The sequence below is a fragment of the Peribacillus muralis genome, from assembly GCF_001645685.2.
Classification (GTDB): Bacteria; Bacillota; Bacilli; order Bacillales; family DSM-1321; genus Peribacillus; species Peribacillus muralis_A.
The window spans coordinates 1089586-1110638 of record NZ_CP017080.1 but is presented as its reverse complement, the minus strand read 5'-3'; the positions used below and the strand labels follow the sequence as shown (position 1 = coordinate 1110638).

Genomic DNA, 21053 nt, shown 5'->3' with positions numbered 1-21053 from the left:
TTTATAATGAACAATTTTTTCTCTTTACTATTATAAAGAAAAAAATGAAGGTGATTATGAGTGGATTCAATTCCCTTGATATTTTGAAACTCCAACTTGCAAAAACCTTCCATTGAAAAGTCTTTATTTAATTGAGATTAAATTCATCACCAGTTGTACAGCCATGGCGTCATCTAAGTAACCAATCGGAAATGTATAATCCGGAATAACATCCACTGGTAATATGAAATATATAAGTGCACTTCCAATTAAAGTGAGTTCAGCTGGAGTGCCATTTTTAAGTCGGAATCTTTCATACATCTCCTTCAAATGACTAATAAATGGACCAATACTTCCTACCTTCTGAACCTTGTCCGCAAATCTATTAAGTATCGTGTCTTTTCCTTCTTCTGATTGTGTGAGCTCTTCATAAATAGCCAGTTTTTTTTCTACACTTGCTATAGAAAAATTTTTATCATATAAGTTAGCGGATTCAAGGATAGTTTGGATGCTCTCAACAGAAGTGTGAATATCTGAATTCATCTTATCCTCTTTCTCTTCAATATCATAGCCCGCTGCAGTAAGCAATTCTGAGAAGGGAACTCCTAAAGCCTTAGAAAATTGCTGTATATGCTCTGGCTTGGCTTTTCGTTTACCGTTAATTATCCGCGAAATTGTTGCTGTATCAATATCAGTAAGTTCACTAAGTTTTCGCATTGATAATGATCGTTCTTTCAATAAGCTTTTCAATTTAAAACCAAGTTCACTTTTATGATTGACTTCAGACATTATCGTTTTTCCTTCCTTTCCATTGAGAGTCCGGTGAAGAACTATATGTGATAAAACCTGTTTCCTAATTATCCTTATATGATGTCAACATGGTGCTAGAGGACTGATTTCATATGTGTCTTGCCATAGGAACAGTATAGAAAAGAAGAGATCCTGCATATCATTACATTTAACATATAGTAAGATTGACAAAATGTCAACACTTTGCCCATAGTTGTTCCTTCAAATAATAAATACAAGGACTACCTCCATTTTCACATTCATATGCCTGCTCCGAAAATTCATTTCTTCGCACCCGGTAATTTTTTCCTCAATCAACAAGTGACTTATACGTCGTAAGATAATTCACAAATTTCCACTCTTACTGAACATATATTTCTTGGAACGTAAATTGACACTGAATACTAATCCTAGGGCCATCATATTGGTTATCAATGCACTCCCACCATAACTTAGAAGCGGCAAGGCAATTCCAGTAACTGGCATTAAGCCGATCGTCATAGCGATATTTTGGAAAACCTGAAATGATATTAACCCAATCACTCCACCACATATAAAGTAGCCAAATATATTATTGGAATTAAATGCAATGATCGTTATTCGATAAAGCAAGATGAAATACAGGCTTATCAGAATGGCTGCACCAATAAATCCGAATTCTTCTCCAATGACGGAAAAGATGAAATCAGTGTGAGCTTCAGGTATCCTTCCACTTTGCACCTGACTTCCCTGATTAAAACCATTTCCAAACATTTGACCTGACCCAATTCCCAGAAGGGCTTGTTTTAGTTGATAACCATAGCTTGAGGCAAACTCATCAGGGCTTAGCCAGCCATAAATCCGTTCCAATTGATGGGGCTTGATGAATTTTATGAACATATCATAAAAATTATTGTGTAAATAAAAAAGAAAGCCTATTAAAGCCATGAAGCCAAAAACTAAAATTATCAATAATCGGTAAGCAATCCCAGAAGCAAGAATTAAACTAAAAGCAATTGCTGCGATTACAAGTGCAGATCCTAAGTCAGGCTGCACCAAGATTAAATAGAATGGTGCGATTGTTAACAAGAGTACTTTTAACGTAGTTGGAATACTCTCTTTAAAGGATAGCTTTCGATTTGCAAAACGTTTTAATACTACGGCTAAATATAAAATCAGAAACACTTTCATAAACTCTGACGGCTGCAACTCCATTGGTCCAATACTTATCCATCGGATAGCTCCGTTTTTGAACGTTCCAAAAAAGTGTACCAGCAATAATAATCCCATTCCTAAAGCATAAAGGGGCGCTGCCCATCTTTCTAACAACTCAAAATCAAAAGATGCTACAACTACCATTACACCTATTCCAATAATGTACCAAATCACTTGCCGCTTCAAAAAATAATAAGGGTCTTGGGTTTCATATTGTCCAGATCCACTATAGACAGCAAATAAGCTATATATAAATAAAAAGAGTAAAGTGATCAACAATATATAATCCAACTGTACATCATTTCTTTTCAATTAATTTCTCCCTCCTCCAAAATTATATTTATTCGTCACAATACTCTATTAGCATACAAGTTCGTTGTCCTGTTCCAATAGAAATTAGTTCGAATACACTAAGTGAGATTATTCCGACAATTTTAGAATACAAACCGAATAGGCCCTCTATTAAGAAACGCATGTGCACATTTTTGGAGCACAATCGTGTTTCTTTCACAGGAGCCCTCCATATCAAAGCAACCTCTTCAAATAACCTCCACATCATATATATTTACGTTAAGGTTGTCAAATATCAATCACTCTATCAACTTTGGTTAGCATTTTACGCTAAAATGAACAGATTCGCTGATAGGCTCCTTTTTCAGGTTAATAGAGAAACATAATAAAGGCAGTTCCACTTAGGGAATCTGCCTTTATTGGACCGGTTCTTTTCCAGATAGGGTCGTTGGAAAATGGAACACGAATTACGTTAAAATATGATTAGTCCTACAATGCGGTTCAAGTAGTCTATTATAGAACTCAGTAATCACCTTCCCCTTGAATTATTTACAATAAGTGGTTGCATTATTTTTTTTGCGGAAATTGTGCAACCCGATAATAAATGTCAATGATTGATTGTAGAATTTGTTCAAGAAATGAACTGGTTTTATAAATAAACACACTGACCAACATACCCACAACTATACTGCCCATCACATCAATTGGATAATGATGACCGACATAAATGCGTGAAATCCCTGTTAAAACCGCTAATAAAAGCATACCTAAACCTATCTTACGGTGACGAAATAAAACAGCAAAGGCGAGTGAAAAAGCACCTGTCGTGTGATCACTTGGGAACGAAGCATCTGCGGTATGATAGATCAACACATCAACCAAATGGGTAACGAACGGGCGCGGCTCAAAATAAATCTTACTAATTATTAAATTAAGGAGTAAACCTAAAAATCCTGTCAGTGCTGCCAAAAGTACCGTTTTTTTATATATCCTACTGCCCAAAAACCACATGAGAAGTAAAGCTATGGCATATATGATCAATGCTTTCTCAGTAATGAATACCATAAAGCCATCCATGAAAAGATGGTGGCCTGCATGCCGATGAACGGCTTGAAATAACTCGTAATTCATTTTGCCCTCCTTTCTTAATTCATCTATTCGTTAAAAGCTAATCCATAATAACGTGAATGGCAACATAATTAAAGAATCAACGTTTTTTTTAAATATTAAGCAGGTAGTTTAGAAGGAAAACACAGCTCCAAAAATTTCAAATATAAACAATAAATCCATATATAACCACAAGATGTTCCCAGCATTCACCGTTTACCTTTATCGCTTTTTTCACCTAATCAAGACCATCCAATTCGAAAACTGCGGTCATACATTAGGAGGCTTATTAACCATCTGCTTACATGATTAAGGAACCATTACTTCTTCCATTATTTAGCTTTAAAAACCAAGCTCTAATTCAAGCAATTAATATTACCCCTTAAACATGTCCGTCCAATAAATTGACAAAGGCGAATTCATTTATGAATTCGCCCAAAATAAGTCATATTCCCAACAAAATCTCATCACTCCAAGAAATTTCAGTATTCCCCTCCATGTGTATTCTAAGCTTGGCGAAAGGTATAACCTTATTTCCCTCACTGACCGTTGGATTTTGATAATTCATTTCAAATCACATTCACCGAATGCTTCGAGACAAGCGAACCATATCCTGGCACTGAATTCCATTTTCATACAATTCTTCGTCATAATGTTTAGTAAAAAAATCGCGATCAACGGCAATTATCCTGAATCCGCATTTTTGATAAAGGGCAAGCTGTCCAATACTTGAATTCCCCGTACCGATTTCCACCGTTTTATACCCTTGTTCCTTTGCATAGCTGATGGCATGTCCAATCAATTGTCTACCGATTCCTCTTCCATGATGATTTTCATCCACTGCGATGTTTTTTATCTCCATTGATTCCGGTCCTACTTGCAGCAAAACATACACGCCGAGGATTTGGTTATTTCGCTCACCAACGAAGCATATTCCTTTTTTCAAATAGTCCTCTACCAATTCCCTTGATGGATCTGCCAACAGCAACAGATGCAACGGTGGTGATTCATTCATGAATAACCTTCTTATCTCCATCTCCATACACCCCCCTTACTGATTTAAGTTCTTCCACAAGAAGCTCCACCAATTCAGAAGCCGGTATTTCCTTGCTAAGTTTATACCCTTGTCCTGCCCACAAAGCCATATATTCAGGATTGCCTTTTTGCGCTGCCACTTTTCGTAATTGCTTAGTCATGTGATGGATATGTGGGTAAGCGGCTGGTGCAGCATGATCATATTCCGTTATAAAGTGGTTCACCAACCCGCGTGCCCTTCGACCGCTAAAAGCCCGGGTAACTGCAGTGTGGCTAAAACGAGGATTGCTGAGCGCTGCCTTATGTATGGGACTTGCACCGCTCTCTGGACAGCGAAGGAATGCCGTCCCCAATTGTGCCGCCATCGCCCCTGCAGCGAGCACAGCAGCGATATCCTTACCATGCATCAATCCACCTGCGGCAATGATCGGTACGTTCAGGTCTTTTTCAATCATCCTTATCAATACTAATAGACCATAATCATCCTCTGTACTGTTTTCAAAGCTGGCTCGATGCCCTCCTGCCTCAATCCCTTGCACACATAAAACATCGGCACCAGCACCTGCCGCCCTTTTCGCTTCCTGAAGGTTCGTTACGGACACGATAATGAGCGATCCTGCGCTTTGAAGGTCCCTTATTATTCTGGATTCAGGACAGCCAAATGTAAAACTCACGAAATCAACCTTGGACGCTTTCAATACAGTCAATTTATTATCCCAATCATCATCATCAGCAACTGCGTTACCAACCGAGGCGCCCACACTCTCGGCGGCCTGTTCAATTTTCTCACGATAAGCCAATACTGAGTTTTCATCAATCACTTCGTTACCCGGCACGAATACATTGACACCAAAAGGGAACTCCGTCAAACGACGGGTCTGCTCTATCTCATCTTTCATTTCTCTTGCAGTCTTATAGCCAGCTGCAAGAAATCCCACCCCTCCCGCATTGGACACTGCAGCCGCAAGCTTTGGATTGGATGCCCCGCCTGCCATTGGTGCTTGAATGATGGGATACCTCAATAAATCTTTGAACATTCCACACAACTCCTTTTGATTTTTGTTCATGCCCTTATCAATTTTACGTTTTCTTGGTATAATGATTGTCTGTAAGAGAAAAGTGTCTAAATGATCACCCTTTATATCTTGCAAATATAAAACATAGGTGGTAAAAAAATGGAAACAAAACCATATAGAGTATTACTTTATTATTTGTATGTGCCTATCGAGAATCACGAAGAATTCGCAGTCGAGCATCTTGCGGCCTGTAAAGCCCTTGAATTAAAAGGCCGGATCTTGGTGGCATCGGAAGGGATCAACGGTACTGTTTCAGGTACGGTTGAACAAACCAACCAATATGTGGACATGATGAAAAGCGATCCCCGCTTTGCCGATATCGTGTTTAAAATAGACGAAGCTGATGGTCACGCATTCAAAAAAATGCATGTTCGTCCACGGAATGAGCTCGTCACGCTTCGCTTGGAAGATGACATCAACCCGAACCAGACGACGGGCAGATACTTGAGCCCGAAGGAATTTTTCGAGCAAATGCAAGCCGAAGATACGATTGTGCTTGATGCCAGAAATGACTATGAATTTGATTTAGGACATTTCAGGGGAGCTATCAAGCCAGATATCACGAATTTCCGTGAACTTCCGGATTGGGTCCGCGAAAATAAACAAATGTTCGAGGGTAAAAAAATCCTAACGTATTGTACAGGCGGCATCCGCTGTGAAAAATTCTCCGGCTGGCTTGTCGAAGAAGGCTTTGAGGATGTCGGCCAGCTGCATGGCGGCATCGCGACATACGGCAAGGACCCTGAAGTTCAAGGTGATCTTTGGGATGGTCAAATGTACGTATTCGATGAAAGGATCGCCGTTCCCATCAATCAAAAGGAACATGTCATTGTCGGACGTGATATTTATTCCGGCGAACCGTGTGAGCGATATGTCAATTGTGCCAATCCTGAATGCAACAAGAAAATCCTTTGCAGTGAAGAGAATGAGCACAAACATATGCGCAGCTGTTCTCACGAATGCAGGGTACACCCGCGTAACCGCTATATAGTCGAGCATGACCTTTCTGAGGAAGAAGTCGCTGAGAGATTACAACGAATTGAAGACGGACTTCTTACCAAATGAATAAGCAAACCCGAATCAGTGGACATCCGTCTCGATTCGGGTTTTTTTCAATCAATTCGATGCATCAACTCGTGAATTTAACTTCCTTATAGTCAATACCATTTTGATTCAAATACTCACCTTCACTTCCTCTCTTACTTCTATATCAAAATAAGAAAAACCTTTTTTACAAGGAAAAGAAAAATTAAAAAGGCTTCAGAATGAAAACATTCCGAAGCCTTTTGTCTCATCTTGCTTCAAATATCGTTATTTCTCTTCTGCACCCACAATAATTCCGCAAGCTTGCCTATCGCCAGCATCCCCGGTTTTCAACGTATCTTCATCAGGACCTTTTTGTCCATCAGCTTCATAGCGGTCTGGAATGTTGGCAAAATTGTCTGGGTTTGCATGAACGATGACTGCCAGTTCTTCCTTTTTCAGTTGGTCGATCGTCATGCTATCCAACGTTGCCGTATATTTTGCGGTGCCATCCTCTTTTACATATAAAGGCGGCATATCACCTGCATGATGCGAGTGCGTTTCATCGGTTGGATTGAAATGCCCTCCAGCTGTAGTGAATGGACCTTCTTTCGCCTCGGGCTCACAGATCGCATTTTCATGAATATGAAAGCCGTGATAGCCGGGTTCAAGCCCTTCCAAAGCTGTCTGGATCAATACTGCATTCTCTTCTGCGGTAAAGTTTACGATGCCGAGCGTTTTCCCCTCCACGTCCTTAACTTCCGCCTTCACCTGTGGATCCACGTCCGTCTCGGTTCCTTGACCTGCCGTATTCATGTCCTCGACATTTTTATCGCCATGATTGGAATCATTCGTTGCATTGCAGCCATAAAGTAAAAAGGCAGCACACATAGGCAACATTAGCTTTTGTTTATAGTTCATGACCTGTCCCTCTCTTTCCGTTATCTATCTCCTCCTATTTCTTTCCACTATTATCGAAGTATAAACCGAAGGAGAGTTAAATGGTAAAATAGATTACACGGATGAGAGTCAATGCCTTACTAAATTCTCAGTCAAGACTTTGTCATCATAGTTTAATGTACTCATATATCACAAAGGGATGACACCAAAGGTTATGGCTGCGATCGTCATGATGATGGTTGTCCCAAACGCCCATTTAAACAGGAATTTTTGGTGATCGGAAAAATCCACCCCAACAAGGCCGATCAATATGAAGGTTGCAGGGACCAATGGGGATAATGGAAAACCCGTGGTCGAATGGCCCAGCAAAGCCGCCCTTCCTATTTCCACTGGGGCAATGCCAAAATTCGATGCCGTTTCACTGATGATGGGCAGTATGCCAAAATAATAGGCATCTGGTGAAAAAATGAACCCCATCGGCAAACTTGTAAGCGCCACAACAAGCGGCATATGTGCCCCTACCCAATCCGGAATGACCGTTACGATGCTAGATGCCATCGAGTCCATCATTTTTGTTTCCGATAATACTCCCGTAAAGATTCCTGCTGCAAAAATGAGTGTACATATCATCACGAAACTATTGGCATGACTTAATATCCTTTCCTGCTGCTCTTTCGGATTCGGGAAGTTAACAAATAAGGCAATTGCAAACGCCGAGGCAAATAAGATTTGAATTGGAAGCACTTCCATCACCAAAAACACCATCAGTAATATCGTCAAGAGCCAGTTAAACCAAAACAACTTCGCTTGTCCTCCATTACTGGTTTCAACGGATGCAGCATGCTCACTCATTCCTTGTGCCATGTCCGTCCCCAACGTACGGACTCCCAGCCTCTCCCTTTCCTTCTTACCTAAGATATATGCTGAAAAAAGCGTCCATAATAGTCCGCAAATCATGACTGGAATGAGCGGTATGAATAAATCCGACACTTCAACCTGGAGGCTGGCTGCCGCTCTGACCAAGGGGCCACCCCAAGGGATCATATTCATGACACCCGCTCCTAGGCCGACGACACAGGCCAATACGAGTCTATTCATCCCTAGTTTCATATAAAGCGGCAGCATCGCCGACACAGTGATCATGAATGTGGAGGACCCGTCTCCATCCAACCCCACCAATATCGTAATGATGGCTGTTGCCATAACGACCTTTAGCGGATCTCCTTTTACAAAACTCAAGATTTTACCGATCATCGGCTCAAATAATCCAACGTCAATCATCAAACCAAAATATAATATAGCAAAAACGATCATCACCGCTGTTGGTGTCACCTTCAATATCCCTGCCAACATCATATCTCCCATCTCGGAGGCAAAGCCGCCAATCACACCAAAAGCGATTGCCGTGAAGATAAAAGCGACGACTACGGACAGACGCTTTGTGATGACAAGGACAAGGAACGTCAAAATCATGCAAAATCCCAAAACAGTTAACAAGTTAAAAACCCCTTCCTTTAGAAAAAACTCCCCCACACACTTATCTAATTTTTCTGAAAAATAAATATTTTCAAATTATATCATCTGTACTTACATTAAAAAACCTGTTTTTATGTACAAAAAGCAAAATCATTTAATAAATTAGTTAAATTCTGTATACTATTATTTAGGAACCCGAAGTATTTTTCGGAGGAAAGAAGTGTTGATTGTAAATGAAACAACATCAAATAGCTAAACGAAACCTAACCATCATGTGGTTCGCCAACTTTTTCATTGGCGGAAGCATGACGATGGTCCTTCCATTCATCTCTTTATACATCGGTACATTCGGAAATTATTCGACACAATACATTCAGCATTGGTCTGGATGGACATTCGGAATCACTTTTGTGACTGCATTTTTATTTTCTCCTGTTTGGGGCCGAATTGGCGATCGCTATGGCAGAAAGAAAATCTTGATTGCTTGTGCCTTCGGAATGGGGCTGTCCATTTTCTTGATGGGATACGTTGAAAATGTTTGGCAGCTATTCATCTTAAGGATGTTCACGGGGATATTCACTGGCTTCATATCGATGTCACAGGCCTTCATTTCGACCCAAACACCGAAAGAAATTGCTGGGCGCGTTCTTGGAACGCTGCAAACGGGAAATATAACCGGTTCGCTTTTCGGACCATTGCTTGGCGGCATCCTTGCCGACACAGTCGGCTATTCTACCGCTTTCAAATTCACCTCGATCACCATTTTCATTTCTGGTCTCCTCGTCATTGCAACGAAGGAATACCAAATGAAACGGCAGTCGGGAACGAAATCAAGCTACACTAGCAGGGAAGTTCTCTCTCATATCCTGCGCAACCCCATCCTTGTCAATATCATGCTCATTTCAACACTAGTCCAAGTTGCCCACTTCAGCATCCAGCCCATACTTTCCTTATACGTCGGGGAACTGCACGGCACTTCCAATCTTGGGTTTTATTCAGGTATCGCCTTTTCCGCAGCAGGACTGGGGAATCTACTGATGGCGCGTCACTGGGGCAAAATTGGCGATCGGCACGGACATGTGAAGATACTTGTACTGCTTCTCTTCCTGACAGCACTCGTTTACTTGCCTGGAGCCTTCATCAATCAGTTTTGGCAGTTAGTTTTTGTCCGATTCTTACTAGGCATGGCCATAGGCGGCATCATCCCAGTAAGGATTGCCTATATTCGTCAGGAAGCGCCCGTCGCAATGCAGGGGGAAGTCTTGGGCTACAATACAAGTCTTCGTTTTTTAGGCAATATCATCGGGCCAGCAATGGGCGGAATGGTCGCTGGATTCTATGGATTCTCCGCTGTTTTCATCACGACCAGCACCTTGCTCCTCATCGCCGGACTGGTCCTTTATTTAGCGATGCACCGCAATCCGGAATTGGCACGTTCCCATTAATACTCACTATTAGAATCCTGTTATCTGAAGTATCCCTCTATAAGGGACACTTTAGATGGCAGCTAGTCAACCTAAAGAAGATGCTGCCTGTATATTGCAGGCAGCATCTTCTTTAGGTTCCAATACTTCCGATAAAAGGGTAGATATCAGTCTTTCTTGGCATATCACGACTAATACAGTATCTAAAGCAACCTTAAACGATAGTCATGGGCAGAAGTGGAGAAGTTTTCTTTAAGTCCGGGCGCTTCCCGTGAGTTTAGCAGTTTTACCCGCAAATTGGATGCTCGTTCTTTCTTTCATTCCAGCTTCGTTCTCCTGCATAGTGGGGTGGCGAATTTTCTGCGAAACCATGTAATTAAAAAATCCTATATCCCCTATCGTTTATTTCAACTTCACTATAAAAATCAGTTACCTAGCACTGTGTTCAAGTAGTATAATATACCTAGTATATTATACCCATACACAAGGAGCTAATCATGTACCCGACTTTCACATTTTATTCAAAAGTGCACATCATCAAAAATCAACGTTATTGCGAATGTGGCATCATTCATAATTACCGACGGATATTCGAGAAAAAAGATTTGAAACAAGTCATTTTCAAGCCTATGACGGAAATAACCTGCACTCCATGTAAAGATAAATTCAAATTGGAACGATAAGATAGTCACAGATCAAAGTATTTGTTCATGATCTAATAATCGCTTGTCATTTTATGTTAAGATTATATAAGGGCAAATTTTATGAAAATAAAAGACGCAAAGCCACGGGCCTAAAACAACGACTTGGTTGTCATGGCAGCCGGGCCGCCAAGATTTATCTTGATTAAATCGCTTAATTATTTATTTCTTGTCTCTTTTTAATTTGCCTAAAATTAGAAAAAAGAGGGGTTATATATGTTTTTTCCAACCATTTATTCAGTTAATACAAATGAGCGGCACATCGTTAAAGATAAAAATACGTGTGCATGCGGCGCAAGATATCATGTATTTGCCATCCTGACCAGAAGCGACCTTCGCAAGATCACGTTCAAGCATTATAAGGAAGTGACATGCCCCGTATGTAAATCCAGCATCATTCATGGGAATTACTCCGTCTCCCGCCCGCCTAACCCTAGGTAAGATGGGAAACATATAGGTAAAACCAACAAAAATGGTCCCCCTTACGTTCATCAGCTTCACCCGTTTCTGCAACCCTTAACCAATCATGAGCCTTTCCTCTAATTATGTTTCCTTTCACTCCCTTCCATAATGGCAACTCCCGTTTTCATCCACCACCCTGCTTGAATACAGACCAAAGGTTGATGAAAGTGCGTCATTCATCCAAACTCCTTCCATTAAAGTTCATCGTTTTTTTGCACTTTCCATTAGAGGTGCCCCTGACAGCCCTTTGATAATGACCTTCTTGAGCCACTGGCTTCCGTTCGCCCCGGATTAATAAACCAATAGTTGGAAATATATACTCATGCTATAATTTAGTGCGCGAAAAAGTAAACACCATTTATAAAGCAAAAGGAGCGTTTCATTGAATATATCTGCATACAGACAGGAATGGTTCGGCAACGTCCGCGGAGATGTTCTTTCAGGTATTGTCGTTGCCTTTGCAATGATTCCGGAGGCCATTGCGTTTTCGATCATTGCTGGTGTTGACCCAATGGTTGGTGTATACGCCTCATTCTGCATTGCCATCGTCATCTCTTTTGTCGGCGGAAGACCAGGAATGATATCGGCTGCCACAGGAGCAATGGCACTTGTCATGGTCGACCTTGTTAAAGATCACGGCCTTAACTATTTAATTGCGGCAACGATAATGACTGGTTTTGTGAATTCATTAGCACTCTTGATATTCACAGCACAGCTTACCCATTTTGCGGGTGAATCTTGGGTCATGTATGTCATGACCGCCGTTTCATTAGCGATCATTTATCTTTTCCCACGGATTACGAAGGCCATCCCTTCCCCTCTCGTTGCCATCATTTTGATAACGATCGCCGCCATTTCAACAGGGGCGACGGTCCGTACAGTTGGGGATATGGGGCAATTGACCGAAGCACTCCCGATATTCATGCTCCCAGACATCCCTTTGGCCTTTGAAACGCTGGCTATCATATTGCCCTATTCAATAGCGCTTGCATTTGTAGGGCTGCTTGAATCTTTATTGACGGCCCAAATAGTCGATGAGCTGACTGACACACCAAGCAATAAAAATCGGGAGGCAAAAGGACAGGGCCTAGGCAATATCATTGCCGGATGTTTTGGGGGAATGGCTGGATGCGCAATGATCGGACAATCCGGAATCAACATCAAGTCAGGGGGCAGAGGCAGACTTTCCACATTTGTGGCCGGCGCTTTCCTTATGGTATTGATTGTCGCATTGAATGACATCCTTATAAAAATACCCATGGCTGCGCTTGTCGCTGTCATGATAAGAGGCTCAAGATAGCTCCAAAGACGGATGCAGCCGTGATGATCGTGACTGTCATCATCGTCCTTTATACGCATGATTTTCTTCTGTGCCGAAATATCCAAGGTGACGGTCGAAAAAAAGGCGGACATTACGAATAAGAAAATGATTTATGAAATCCGAGGACAAATCTTTTTCGCTTCGGTGCAAGACTTTGTTTCCAAATTCGATGTTAATGATGAAGCAGAGACGATCATCATTGATTTTTCCCGCTCAAAAATATGGGATACATCTGCAGTCGAAGCTGTCGATAAGGTTGTCCTTAAATACCATCATCAAGGCATAGCCGTCCATGTACAGGGCCTCGATCTGGAAAGCTCCTTATTGCTTGATAAGCTTGCCACTTCTAAAAGTAAAATATCCTGAAGAAGGTTATTTCCGCTGAATAGAAATCTTCCAAACCGACAGAATAACTAACAGGAAATATGTCGATATGGAAGGGAGCGAAAAACATGACATCCGAGCAGGATTATACGGCCGCCAACCTTTCTCCAAATTTATTGGATGAATTGAAAAGCTTCGAAAGCAAACTTGGCGAGGAAGCGAATAAAGAACTGATTGTCATCGCCTATGAAAAAGAGAAGGATGCCTTAAATTGAACAAAAAGACGCAAACATTATCATCCGTAATGTTTGCGTCTTTTTTTGCGTTTGGGAAAAGGGTGCAAAAAACACCCTTTTTTTCACTTACTTATTTACTGAATATATCCGTTAATACCGGCACGATTTGTTTTTTGCGCGAGACAACGCCCTCCAGGACGGCGATGTTATTATTTAAAGAAACGTTATAAGCTTTTTCGACGGCATTCGCTGCTCGTCCAAGAGCCAGGGCTACGGAATCATTTGTCAAGATATCCGTAACGACGAAAAGGAATAAATCCAGTTCCTTCACTCCAATGACCGCTTCAATTGCCGATTCCAACTCAGCTTGCTTGGCAAGGACTTCATTCGGATCTACTGCATTTACCTGGGCTATCTCCACTTTTGCCATTCCCATGCTGAATTCTTTTGCATCCAGAGTGATTAGCTGGGCAATCGTCTTGTCGCTTAAGTCAGCTCCTGCCTTCAGCATTTCCAATCCATAAGTTTCAGCGTTGACTCCTGCAATAGCTGCCAGCTCCATTGCCGCTGCCACGTCCTGCTCAGTACAGGTCGGGGACTTGAACAATAAAGAATCGGAAATGATGGCAGACAGCAACAGACCTGCGATTGCTTTAGGGACTTCTATTCCGTTTTCTTTATAGATTTTATTTAAAATGGTTGCCGTACAACCAACCGGTTCTGCACGGTAATATAGAGGGTCGCTTGTTTCAAAGTTAGCGATGCGGTGATGATCGATAACCTCCAGCACGCGGACTTGATCAATATCCTCAGCACTTTGCTGGCGTTCATTGTGATCCACAAGGATCACGGCGTCCGCCTCCCCTGCCACTTTTTCGACAAGACGAGGAGCTTCGAAGCTGAATTGGTCCAGTGCATATTGGGTTTCTCCATTCACTTCACCCAGACGAACTGGTTCAGCATTGATTCCTAGCTGTTTTTTCAGATCTGCATAAGCGATTGCTGAACAAATCGTGTCTGTATCCGGGTTTTTATGTCCAAAAACTAATACTTTTTCCAAGATCTAATCCCCTTTTTCATAAATATTTTTCCGTGAATCCCCTTATCGCATCAAGGGGAAGCCACCTTTACTCTACAATTTATTTTAACATAAAACCCGTTAATTTCAGTGCTTGAATTGCCACTTCCCCAAGAAAATCTTTCATTCCTCTTTCCTGAACCTTCATTTTGTCAATAGATAAGGGTTCGTTTTTCTTAAATATATTAGTTGAATTATCACCGCAGATGGCTTACGATAATATAAGCAGAAATACTAGATATTGATTACTAAAACAATACTGATAACTATATATAGAATTTTTTATAATCCAAGGTGCCAGTGATGGCTGAAAAGGGAATCCGGTGTAATCCCGGAACTGTCCCCGCAACTGTGAATGTGACGAAACGAGGAACCACTGTATAGCTCTCTATACGGGAAGGTCTCGAAGTAGGGTGATCATGAGTCAGGAGACCTGCCTTGAATTTTTCACGTTTCTTATTCTTCGGGGATTGAGATGATGAAACGATAGTATAAGGGCTATTTCATTCATGGCTCTTTTATGCTGTCGTTTGATCCGCTCAACTCGTTGGGCGGTTTTTTTTATTACCTGATGTTTACAAGGAGGATTATTAATGACTCAAACATATAACTCTACCATAAGCGAAAATGATACTGAAACGAATTCCCTTCAGCTGGAGATGCTATCGAAGGAATTTGAAGACCGTCTCGATATGGAGAAATTCAAAAAGCGTTTTACGAAATGGCTTGATCGCAAAAGTGATTCAACCGATGAACAGGCTTCAAAAAAACTGATTCAGCTTGCTCTTGAGAGCGTGGATATCGATGCCCCGGATTGGACGTTCGTCGCAGCTACAGAGCTATTGAATACGATGTATAGGGATGCACAGGCCAATCGAGGGTATGAAGGCATGAGTTATGGTCCATTTTATGACCTTATACAGGAACTTTCACAACTGCAAGATGGACAACGCTATCCAATTTATAAATCAGAGCTGCTTTCTTCTTATACTAAAGCAGAAATCGAAGAATTGGGTTCAGTGATCGACCCTGAAAAAGATAAACTATTTTCCTACATAGGCATCTACTTACTAAACGATCGCTACCTGGCTCGACCTAAAAAAGACAAAGTATACGAACTGCCCCAAGAACGCTTCATGATCATCGCGATGGAAATCATGCGTTTGGAAAAAACGGAACATCGCCTGCAACTTATAAAAGAAGCTTATTGGGCCATGTCCAATCTTTATATGACCGTTGCCACCCCAACACTTTCGAACGCTGGTAAAGCGCATGGACAATTGAGCTCATGCTTCATCGACGCCATTGAAGATTCAATCGACGGCATCTATCTAGCTAACTACGATGCCGCCAAGGTTTCCAAATTCGGCGGTGGTGTGGGCCTTTATGTCGGGAAGATTCGCTCGCTTGGTTCCGATATCCGCGGCTTCTCCGGCAATAGTTCAGGTACGACTCCCTGGATCCGGCTATTCAACCAGACTGCCGTCAGTGTCGATCAATTAGGTCAGCGTAAAGGGGCGATAGCGATATACTTGGATGCCTGGCATAAGGATATCATGAGCTTCCTTGATTTAAAAACACAGAACGGGGATGACAGATTAAAGGCACATGATATTTTTACGGGTGTATGCATTCCCGACTTGTTCATGGAGGCTGTCCGCGACAGAAAAGAATGGTACCTTTTTGACCCGCATACCGTCAAGCAGACCCTTGGATTCTCACTTGAAGATCTATATGACGAGAAAAAAGGCGAAGGAAGCTTCAGGAATCATTATGCACTTGCCGTCGAAGCCGCTCAAAATGGTATGCTGCCAAGCTATGGCTTTGAAAAGATCAATGCGATGGACATCATGAAAAGCATCATGATTTCTCAATTAGAAGAAGGCGTTCCATATATGTTCTACCGTGATGAAGTAAACCGGAAGAATCCGAATAAGCATAAAGGGATGATTTATTGCTCCAACCTCTGCACCGAGATCGCTCAAAACCTTAGTCCTTCGACAATCACGGATGAATACGAAACAGAAGATGGGGATGTCGTCGTCGTTCGTAAAAGCGGTGATTTCGTTGTCTGCAACCTATCATCGATTAACTTGCCCCGTGCAGTCGGCAGCGATGTTTTGGAAAGATTGATCCCCATTCAAATCAGGATGCTCGATAATGTCATTGATGTGAATAATCTGCCGGTCAAGCAGGCATCGATTTCGAACAAACGGTATCGGGCAATCGGCTTAGGGACTTTTGGATGGCACCATTTACTTGCCACAGAAAATATTTATTGGGAATCCGATGAGGCCGTTCACTATGCAGATTCTTTGTACGAAAAAATCGCTTACTTGACGATCAAGGCATCAAACGAATTGGCGAAGGAAAAAGGATCATACCCTTATTTTGAAGGTTCGGACTGGCATACAGGGGATTACTTCGAGCTCCGTGACTATACCGATCAAAAATGGCTTGATTTAAAAGAGAACGTGCAGCAGCATGGGACTCGTAATGGATACTTAATGGCCATTGCACCTAATTCATCTACTGCCAAGATCGGCAATTCCACTGATGGAATCGATCCTTTGTATGAAATTGAATTTTATGAAGAAAAGAAAAACTTCAAATTCAAGGTGACTGCACCTGGCTTGACGCCCAATACGTATGAATATTATAAAAAGACGCGCTTTAATTTGGACCAGCTGGAAAGCATCAAACAGAACGCAGCCCGCCAAAGGCATATTGACCAAGCGATCAGCTTTAATTTATATGTTCACAATACGATCAAAGCGAAGGTTCTATTGGATATCCATTTAACGGCTTGGGAAAGCGGTTTGAAATCAACATATTACGTTCGTTCCACTTCTTCCGAATATGACAATGCTTGCGAAAGCTGTTCAAGTTAACGTTCGCTCATAACCAGTAATTTATTTTTAAAGGAGTTTTCACGAATGACCAATCATATAAAAAAAATCAGGATGCTCGAACCCACGCATCCAACTAAAGCGACCGGTGTTTTCAAAGGAGAAGCTTCAGGCTTTCTCCTTTGGAACGATATTCAGTATGAAAAATTCTATGATACCTATACTCAGCTCATCAATAATTTTTGGAAGCCTTCGAGCGTAAACATGATTCAGGATAAAAAACAGTGGGGAGAAATGGATGAAGATATCCAGGATGCCTTTCTTGATATCCTGACAATGATTGCTGGGATGGACAGCCTGCAAACACCTACCTTAGTGGAAATTCTGCGCTACATCAAGGACCCGGCAGCAAAGGCAATCCTTGCCAATATGGCCCAACAGGAATCGATCCATAATGAATCTTATTCGTATATCCTTGCTTCCTTGATACCGGTAGGCAAGCAAAAACAGCTTTTCGACCGTATTAAAGAGCATCCGGAAGTGATAAAGCGTAATCAGCCAATTGTGGATGCCTATCAAACATTCGTGGACGATCCAAGCCCCCAGCATCTTTTCGAGGCACTGATCCATTCAACAAACCTAGAGGGAATTTATTTCTACTTGGCCTTCGCATTCTATTATAATTTAGGCAGGCAGAATATTATGACCGGTTCGGCTACGATGATTTCGTACATCCATCGTGATGAAATGGTCCATTTCGATTTCATTGGAATGCTCATTCAAATTCTGATGTATGAATATCCTGAATTGAATAATGAAGAAAACAAGAAATTCATTTATACAACGATCGAAAAAGCCGTCGAACTTGAAAAGGAATGGTCGGAATATATGCTTGAGGACATCCAAACGAAAGCTGACCTCGACTTGGAAGAATTCAATGAGTACATCGAATATATCGCCAACAAACGGCTGCGCATGCTAGGACTTGAAAATCTGTACAAAGAGTATGACGAAAACCCGATGCCATGGATCAAAACCTTCGATGATGAATCGATCGGACTGACCAAAACAGATTTCTTCGAACAAAAATCAAGAACATACAGTCAAGTAAATGCCAGCAATGGGTTCGATGAGTTATAGGATTGCCATCGTTTATCACTCTGCAGGCGGCAATACAAAAGCGCTCGCCGAAGCCATTGCTTCTCAATTACCCGAAGCTGAAATATATCGCATGAGTGAATTCGATTTACGTACATTACCGGATTACGATGCATTGATTGTCGGTACGTATACTTGGGGTAATGGAGAGCTTCCGGCCAAATCGGCAGCCCTTTATGAAGAACTGGAGCAGCTCCCGATTGCTTCCTTAAAAACAGGGGTCTTCGGGACTGGCGAAACGAACTACAATCATTTTTGTGGAGCCGTCGATCATTTTCGGGACATGTTATTTGCCAAGAGTCAGTTATTGGTAACATTGAAGATAGAACAAATGTATCAGGATTCAGACTTGTCAAGGCTACAGAAGTTTGCTTCCTTTTTCCAAGGCTGAATGATGAGGGATATGCGTTTTGCATGTCCCTTTCGTTTGTTTAAGCCCGGCTCAATCCAGCCACGATTAGGGCAATCTTGATGTATAATGAAGGAAAAAGGAGATCATCATGCCTGCTAATGTTGCTCAGTTAATACCCATCGTTTTTATGCTTGTACTGGTCGGATTCGTTATATTCATCGCGTTTTTCCTATCAGGGCATTTTAAACGTTCAAAACGAATTGAGGAAAAACTGGATAAAGTACTAAAGGAAATGTCGAGGAAAAAAGAAGATTGAACGGCAGGGAAAAAAATAAAAAGACTCCATAAAAAAGGAGTCTTTTTTTATATGCGTTCAATTATTTTTGAACGTTAGCTGCTTGTGGTCCACGAGCGCCTTGCTCGATTTCGAAAGAAACTTCTTGGCCTTCTTCAAGAGTTTTGAAGCCTTCGCCTTGGATAGCTGAGAAATGTACGAATACATCGTCTTGGCCTTCAACTTCGATGAAACCGAAACCTTTTTCTGCGTTAAACCATTTTACTTTACCTTGTACCATGATAGTTCCTCCTGTGTTTGGAAAAATCCATTTTATTACTATTTTTGGTTCTGGATAATGTTTCAAGAGGAATCCTATAACGGTAAATCCATCTATCAAACTTATTCCGAACAAAAATAATTACCCATATTATATCATGGAAAACCTTAAAAAAACAGTAATTCAAACGACAAATTATCCTAAATTTCTACATTTCCCGCTTCCTGCTTTGACGAAAGCCTTCGTCAAGCAAGTAGCGCTCTGCCTCGATCGGGCTCTCGAAACACTCCTCCAAATTCGAACCGGAGTACACGTTCCAGAGTTGATCTTCCCTGATAAGCGTAAGCTCTTGTTTTTCCCTGCCAAGCCAAGTTCCTTCCAGCCTAGCGAACTCGTTATCCTCCTCTTCGATTTCAACCGCAGGTTCAGATAGATAGTCCATGCTTTTCTGGATCAATTCCTTTAATGCCGCTTCATCATAGTCACGTATATTGATAAACCCTTTACGGTCTGTGTCTTTTTTTCTCATATGCCCTGCATAAACGAAACCATTTCCGTTGGGATGCAAGTGCTGAACGACAATCTTTTTCTCCTGGACGCTTTCAGGATAATGGAAGTTCACACGCCCCAATGAAACGTCTTTTCGCTGTAACTCAGGGAAAGTCTCGATAATGCTTAATTTTTCTTCAAATGTTAACAAATTTCTTCCTCATTTCATTAATTCATCTTGTTTTTCGATTATAACACAGACTGATAAGAAACTATAATCTCCCTCCAGGCCGGCTTAAGCGGGAATTTTGATTCAGGATACCGATACCCTTTTTCTAACCAAAACGTTTCATTTAATGTACGTTACGGCAAAAAGCATAATGAAAGAAATGGCAATGATCATGGCAACCCATAGCCACGCTAACGTCATATTCCCGGAATCCATGGCAATATAAATAGCGGTAGGTATCGTTTGTGTTTGTCCAGGAATATTTCCGGCAAACATTAATGTTGCACCGAATTCCCCCAAGGCACGTGCAGAACTCAATATCGTTCCTGTAACGATGGATTTGACCGCCAACGGGAGCGAAATGAATAGGAACAACCTAAACGGCCCTGCCCCGTCAACCATTGCAGCATGTTCAATTCCTTCATCTATACCTTCAAAGCCCGTCTTTGCGGATTGATACATAAGTGGAAAAGCAACCACGGCAGATGCAATGACCGCCGCCCACCACGTGAACATTATGGGCTGATTAAAAATATTTTCAATGAATTTGCCTGGGAGTGCATTTTTTCCAAAGATCACAATCAATAAAAAACCGACGACAGAGGGCGGCAGAACTAGCGGCAACAAAAATACGGTTTCCAACAGGACTTTTCCCCTGAACTTCTTTCTAGCCATGATTCGCGCTAGGATAATCCCAAAGATGAAAACAAGGATACCCGCTAGCCCTGCAACCTGTATCGATAGCTGAACAGGCGACCAAAAGCCCTCTGTCATGCTGCTACCCTGGCATTGATATTGGCAATCAGCAGCATATGTAAGCTTATATACATCATGAACGCAAAGGCAGATTTCATTTCAATTTCTCCCTTTCTTTTTGAAATAACTTTTAAGTTTATTTTTCTTGACATATTGCTGACACATAGGGACGTTAAAGTAAGAGTATCACAAATAGAAAAATAATTTTCATTCCAATAAACTTTAAAACTTTGAAACCTAGAAGGAGTCG

At 41.5% G+C, this 21053-nt stretch carries 21 protein-coding genes, 1 pseudogene and 2 riboswitches; of the genes and pseudogenes, 10 read left to right on the top strand and 12 right to left on the bottom strand.

Annotated elements, in window-relative coordinates; genetic code table 11:
• Window positions 1-123: 123 nt before the first annotated feature.
• From ABE28_RS05290 to ABE28_RS05270, 5 genes are all read right to left on the bottom strand, one after another.
• Window positions 124-768, bottom strand: coding sequence for a helix-turn-helix domain-containing protein (locus ABE28_RS05290; RefSeq protein ID WP_064466721.1), 645 nt, complete (start codon window positions 766-768; stop codon window positions 124-126).
• Between the two features lie 345 nt (window positions 769-1113).
• On the bottom strand, window positions 1114-2274 hold the full coding sequence (gene rodA, locus ABE28_RS05285) for a rod shape-determining protein RodA (protein ID WP_064466722.1): 1161 nt from the start codon (window positions 2272-2274) through the stop codon (window positions 1114-1116).
• A gap of 546 nt (window positions 2275-2820) precedes the next feature.
• Window positions 2821-3384, bottom strand: a complete 564-nt coding sequence (locus ABE28_RS05280) for an undecaprenyl-diphosphatase (protein WP_064466723.1) — start codon at window positions 3382-3384, stop codon at window positions 2821-2823.
• Between the two features lie 556 nt (window positions 3385-3940).
• A complete protein-coding gene (locus tag ABE28_RS05275) occupies window positions 3941-4396 on the bottom strand; it encodes a GNAT family N-acetyltransferase (RefSeq protein WP_064466724.1) in 456 nt (151 codons plus the stop codon).
• On the bottom strand, window positions 4368-5432 hold the full coding sequence (locus ABE28_RS05270; RefSeq protein WP_064466725.1) for a nitronate monooxygenase: 1065 nt from the start codon (window positions 5430-5432) through the stop codon (window positions 4368-4370). Before ABE28_RS05270 ends, ABE28_RS05275 begins: the two co-directional genes overlap by 29 nt.
• 138 nt (window positions 5433-5570) lie before the next feature.
• Between ABE28_RS05270 and trhO the strand changes: the two genes are divergently transcribed.
• The gene (gene trhO, locus ABE28_RS05265; RefSeq protein WP_064466726.1) at window positions 5571-6536 is read left to right on the top strand and encodes an oxygen-dependent tRNA uridine(34) hydroxylase TrhO; all 966 of its coding nucleotides are present in this window, start codon (window positions 5571-5573) and stop codon (window positions 6534-6536) included.
• Between the two features lie 246 nt (window positions 6537-6782).
• Here the strand turns inward: trhO and ABE28_RS05260 are convergent, their stop codons facing one another.
• Together ABE28_RS05260 and ABE28_RS05255 are read right to left on the bottom strand one after the other, a co-directional pair.
• Window positions 6783-7415 carry a superoxide dismutase family protein gene (locus ABE28_RS05260; RefSeq protein ID WP_064466727.1) on the bottom strand — a complete coding sequence of 211 codons (633 nt, stop codon included), beginning with the start codon at window positions 7413-7415 and terminating at the stop codon, window positions 6783-6785.
• A 168-nt stretch (window positions 7416-7583) separates the two neighbouring features.
• The gene (locus ABE28_RS05255) at window positions 7584-8891 is read right to left on the bottom strand and encodes a CitMHS family transporter (protein WP_064466728.1); all 1308 of its coding nucleotides are present in this window, start codon (window positions 8889-8891) and stop codon (window positions 7584-7586) included.
• A 212-nt stretch (window positions 8892-9103) separates the two neighbouring features.
• On the opposite strand from ABE28_RS05255, the gene ABE28_RS05250 reads away from it, so the two are divergent.
• From ABE28_RS05250 to ABE28_RS24860, 5 genes and pseudogenes are all read left to right on the top strand, one after another.
• The gene (locus tag ABE28_RS05250; RefSeq protein WP_064466729.1) at window positions 9104-10315 is read left to right on the top strand and encodes an MFS transporter; all 1212 of its coding nucleotides are present in this window, start codon (window positions 9104-9106) and stop codon (window positions 10313-10315) included.
• Between the two features lie 55 nt (window positions 10316-10370).
• Window positions 10371-10550 carry a hypothetical protein gene (locus ABE28_RS05245; RefSeq protein WP_064466730.1) on the top strand — a complete coding sequence of 60 codons (180 nt, stop codon included), beginning with the start codon at window positions 10371-10373 and terminating at the stop codon, window positions 10548-10550.
• A 488-nt stretch (window positions 10551-11038) separates the two neighbouring features.
• Window positions 11039-11129, top strand: a riboswitch (cyclic di-GMP riboswitch).
• 82 nt (window positions 11130-11211) lie between these two features.
• The gene (locus ABE28_RS24865; RefSeq protein WP_156775688.1) at window positions 11212-11436 is read left to right on the top strand and encodes a hypothetical protein; all 225 of its coding nucleotides are present in this window, start codon (window positions 11212-11214) and stop codon (window positions 11434-11436) included.
• Between the two features lie 403 nt (window positions 11437-11839).
• Window positions 11840-13144, top strand: a pseudogene (locus ABE28_RS05230) (SulP family inorganic anion transporter).
• Window positions 13145-13230: 86 nt separating this feature from the next.
• Window positions 13231-13377 (top strand): hypothetical protein, encoded by a 147-nt coding sequence (locus ABE28_RS24860; RefSeq protein ID WP_156775687.1) that lies wholly within the window; start codon window positions 13231-13233, stop codon window positions 13375-13377.
• Between the two features lie 91 nt (window positions 13378-13468).
• Here the strand turns inward: ABE28_RS24860 and ABE28_RS05225 are convergent, their stop codons facing one another.
• The gene (locus ABE28_RS05225) at window positions 13469-14398 is read right to left on the bottom strand and encodes a manganese-dependent inorganic pyrophosphatase (protein WP_064466733.1); all 930 of its coding nucleotides are present in this window, start codon (window positions 14396-14398) and stop codon (window positions 13469-13471) included.
• 293 nt (window positions 14399-14691) lie between these two features.
• Window positions 14692-14871, top strand: a riboswitch (cobalamin riboswitch).
• Window positions 14872-15009: 138 nt separating this feature from the next.
• Between ABE28_RS05225 and ABE28_RS05220 the strand changes: the two genes are divergently transcribed.
• The 4 genes from ABE28_RS05220 (at window position 15010) to ABE28_RS24855 (ending at window position 19091) form a co-directional block, all read left to right on the top strand.
• Window positions 15010-17307 carry a ribonucleoside-diphosphate reductase subunit alpha gene (locus ABE28_RS05220; RefSeq protein WP_083231954.1) on the top strand — a complete coding sequence of 766 codons (2298 nt, stop codon included), beginning with the start codon at window positions 15010-15012 and terminating at the stop codon, window positions 17305-17307.
• Between the two features lie 45 nt (window positions 17308-17352).
• Complete coding sequence (locus tag ABE28_RS05215) at window positions 17353-18405, top strand: ribonucleotide-diphosphate reductase subunit beta (protein WP_064466734.1); 1053 nt, start codon at window positions 17353-17355, stop codon at window positions 18403-18405.
• Window positions 18395-18814 (top strand): flavodoxin domain-containing protein, encoded by a 420-nt coding sequence (locus tag ABE28_RS05210; protein ID WP_083231953.1) that lies wholly within the window; start codon window positions 18395-18397, stop codon window positions 18812-18814. Before ABE28_RS05215 ends, ABE28_RS05210 begins: the two co-directional genes overlap by 11 nt.
• A 109-nt stretch (window positions 18815-18923) precedes the next feature.
• Window positions 18924-19091 (top strand): hypothetical protein, encoded by a 168-nt coding sequence (locus ABE28_RS24855; RefSeq protein WP_156775686.1) that lies wholly within the window; start codon window positions 18924-18926, stop codon window positions 19089-19091.
• 61 nt (window positions 19092-19152) lie between these two features.
• Here the strand turns inward: ABE28_RS24855 and ABE28_RS05205 are convergent, their stop codons facing one another.
• The 4 genes from ABE28_RS05205 to ABE28_RS25435 form a co-directional block, all read right to left on the bottom strand.
• A complete protein-coding gene (locus ABE28_RS05205) occupies window positions 19153-19350 on the bottom strand; it encodes a cold-shock protein (protein ID WP_028393295.1) in 198 nt (65 codons plus the stop codon).
• A 187-nt stretch (window positions 19351-19537) separates the two neighbouring features.
• A complete protein-coding gene (locus ABE28_RS05200) occupies window positions 19538-20029 on the bottom strand; it encodes a hypothetical protein (protein WP_064466736.1) in 492 nt (163 codons plus the stop codon).
• Window positions 20030-20167: 138 nt separating this feature from the next.
• Entirely contained in the window at window positions 20168-20821 is a 654-nt protein-coding gene (gene modB / locus ABE28_RS05195) for a molybdate ABC transporter permease subunit (protein WP_064466737.1), read from the bottom strand.
• Window positions 20818-20955: a hypothetical protein gene (locus ABE28_RS25435; RefSeq protein WP_167353385.1), complete on the bottom strand. Its 138-nt coding sequence runs from the start codon at window positions 20953-20955 to the stop codon at window positions 20818-20820. The genes modB and ABE28_RS25435 overlap by 4 nt, the downstream gene beginning before the upstream one ends.
• Between the last annotated feature and the right edge of the window lie 98 nt (window positions 20956-21053).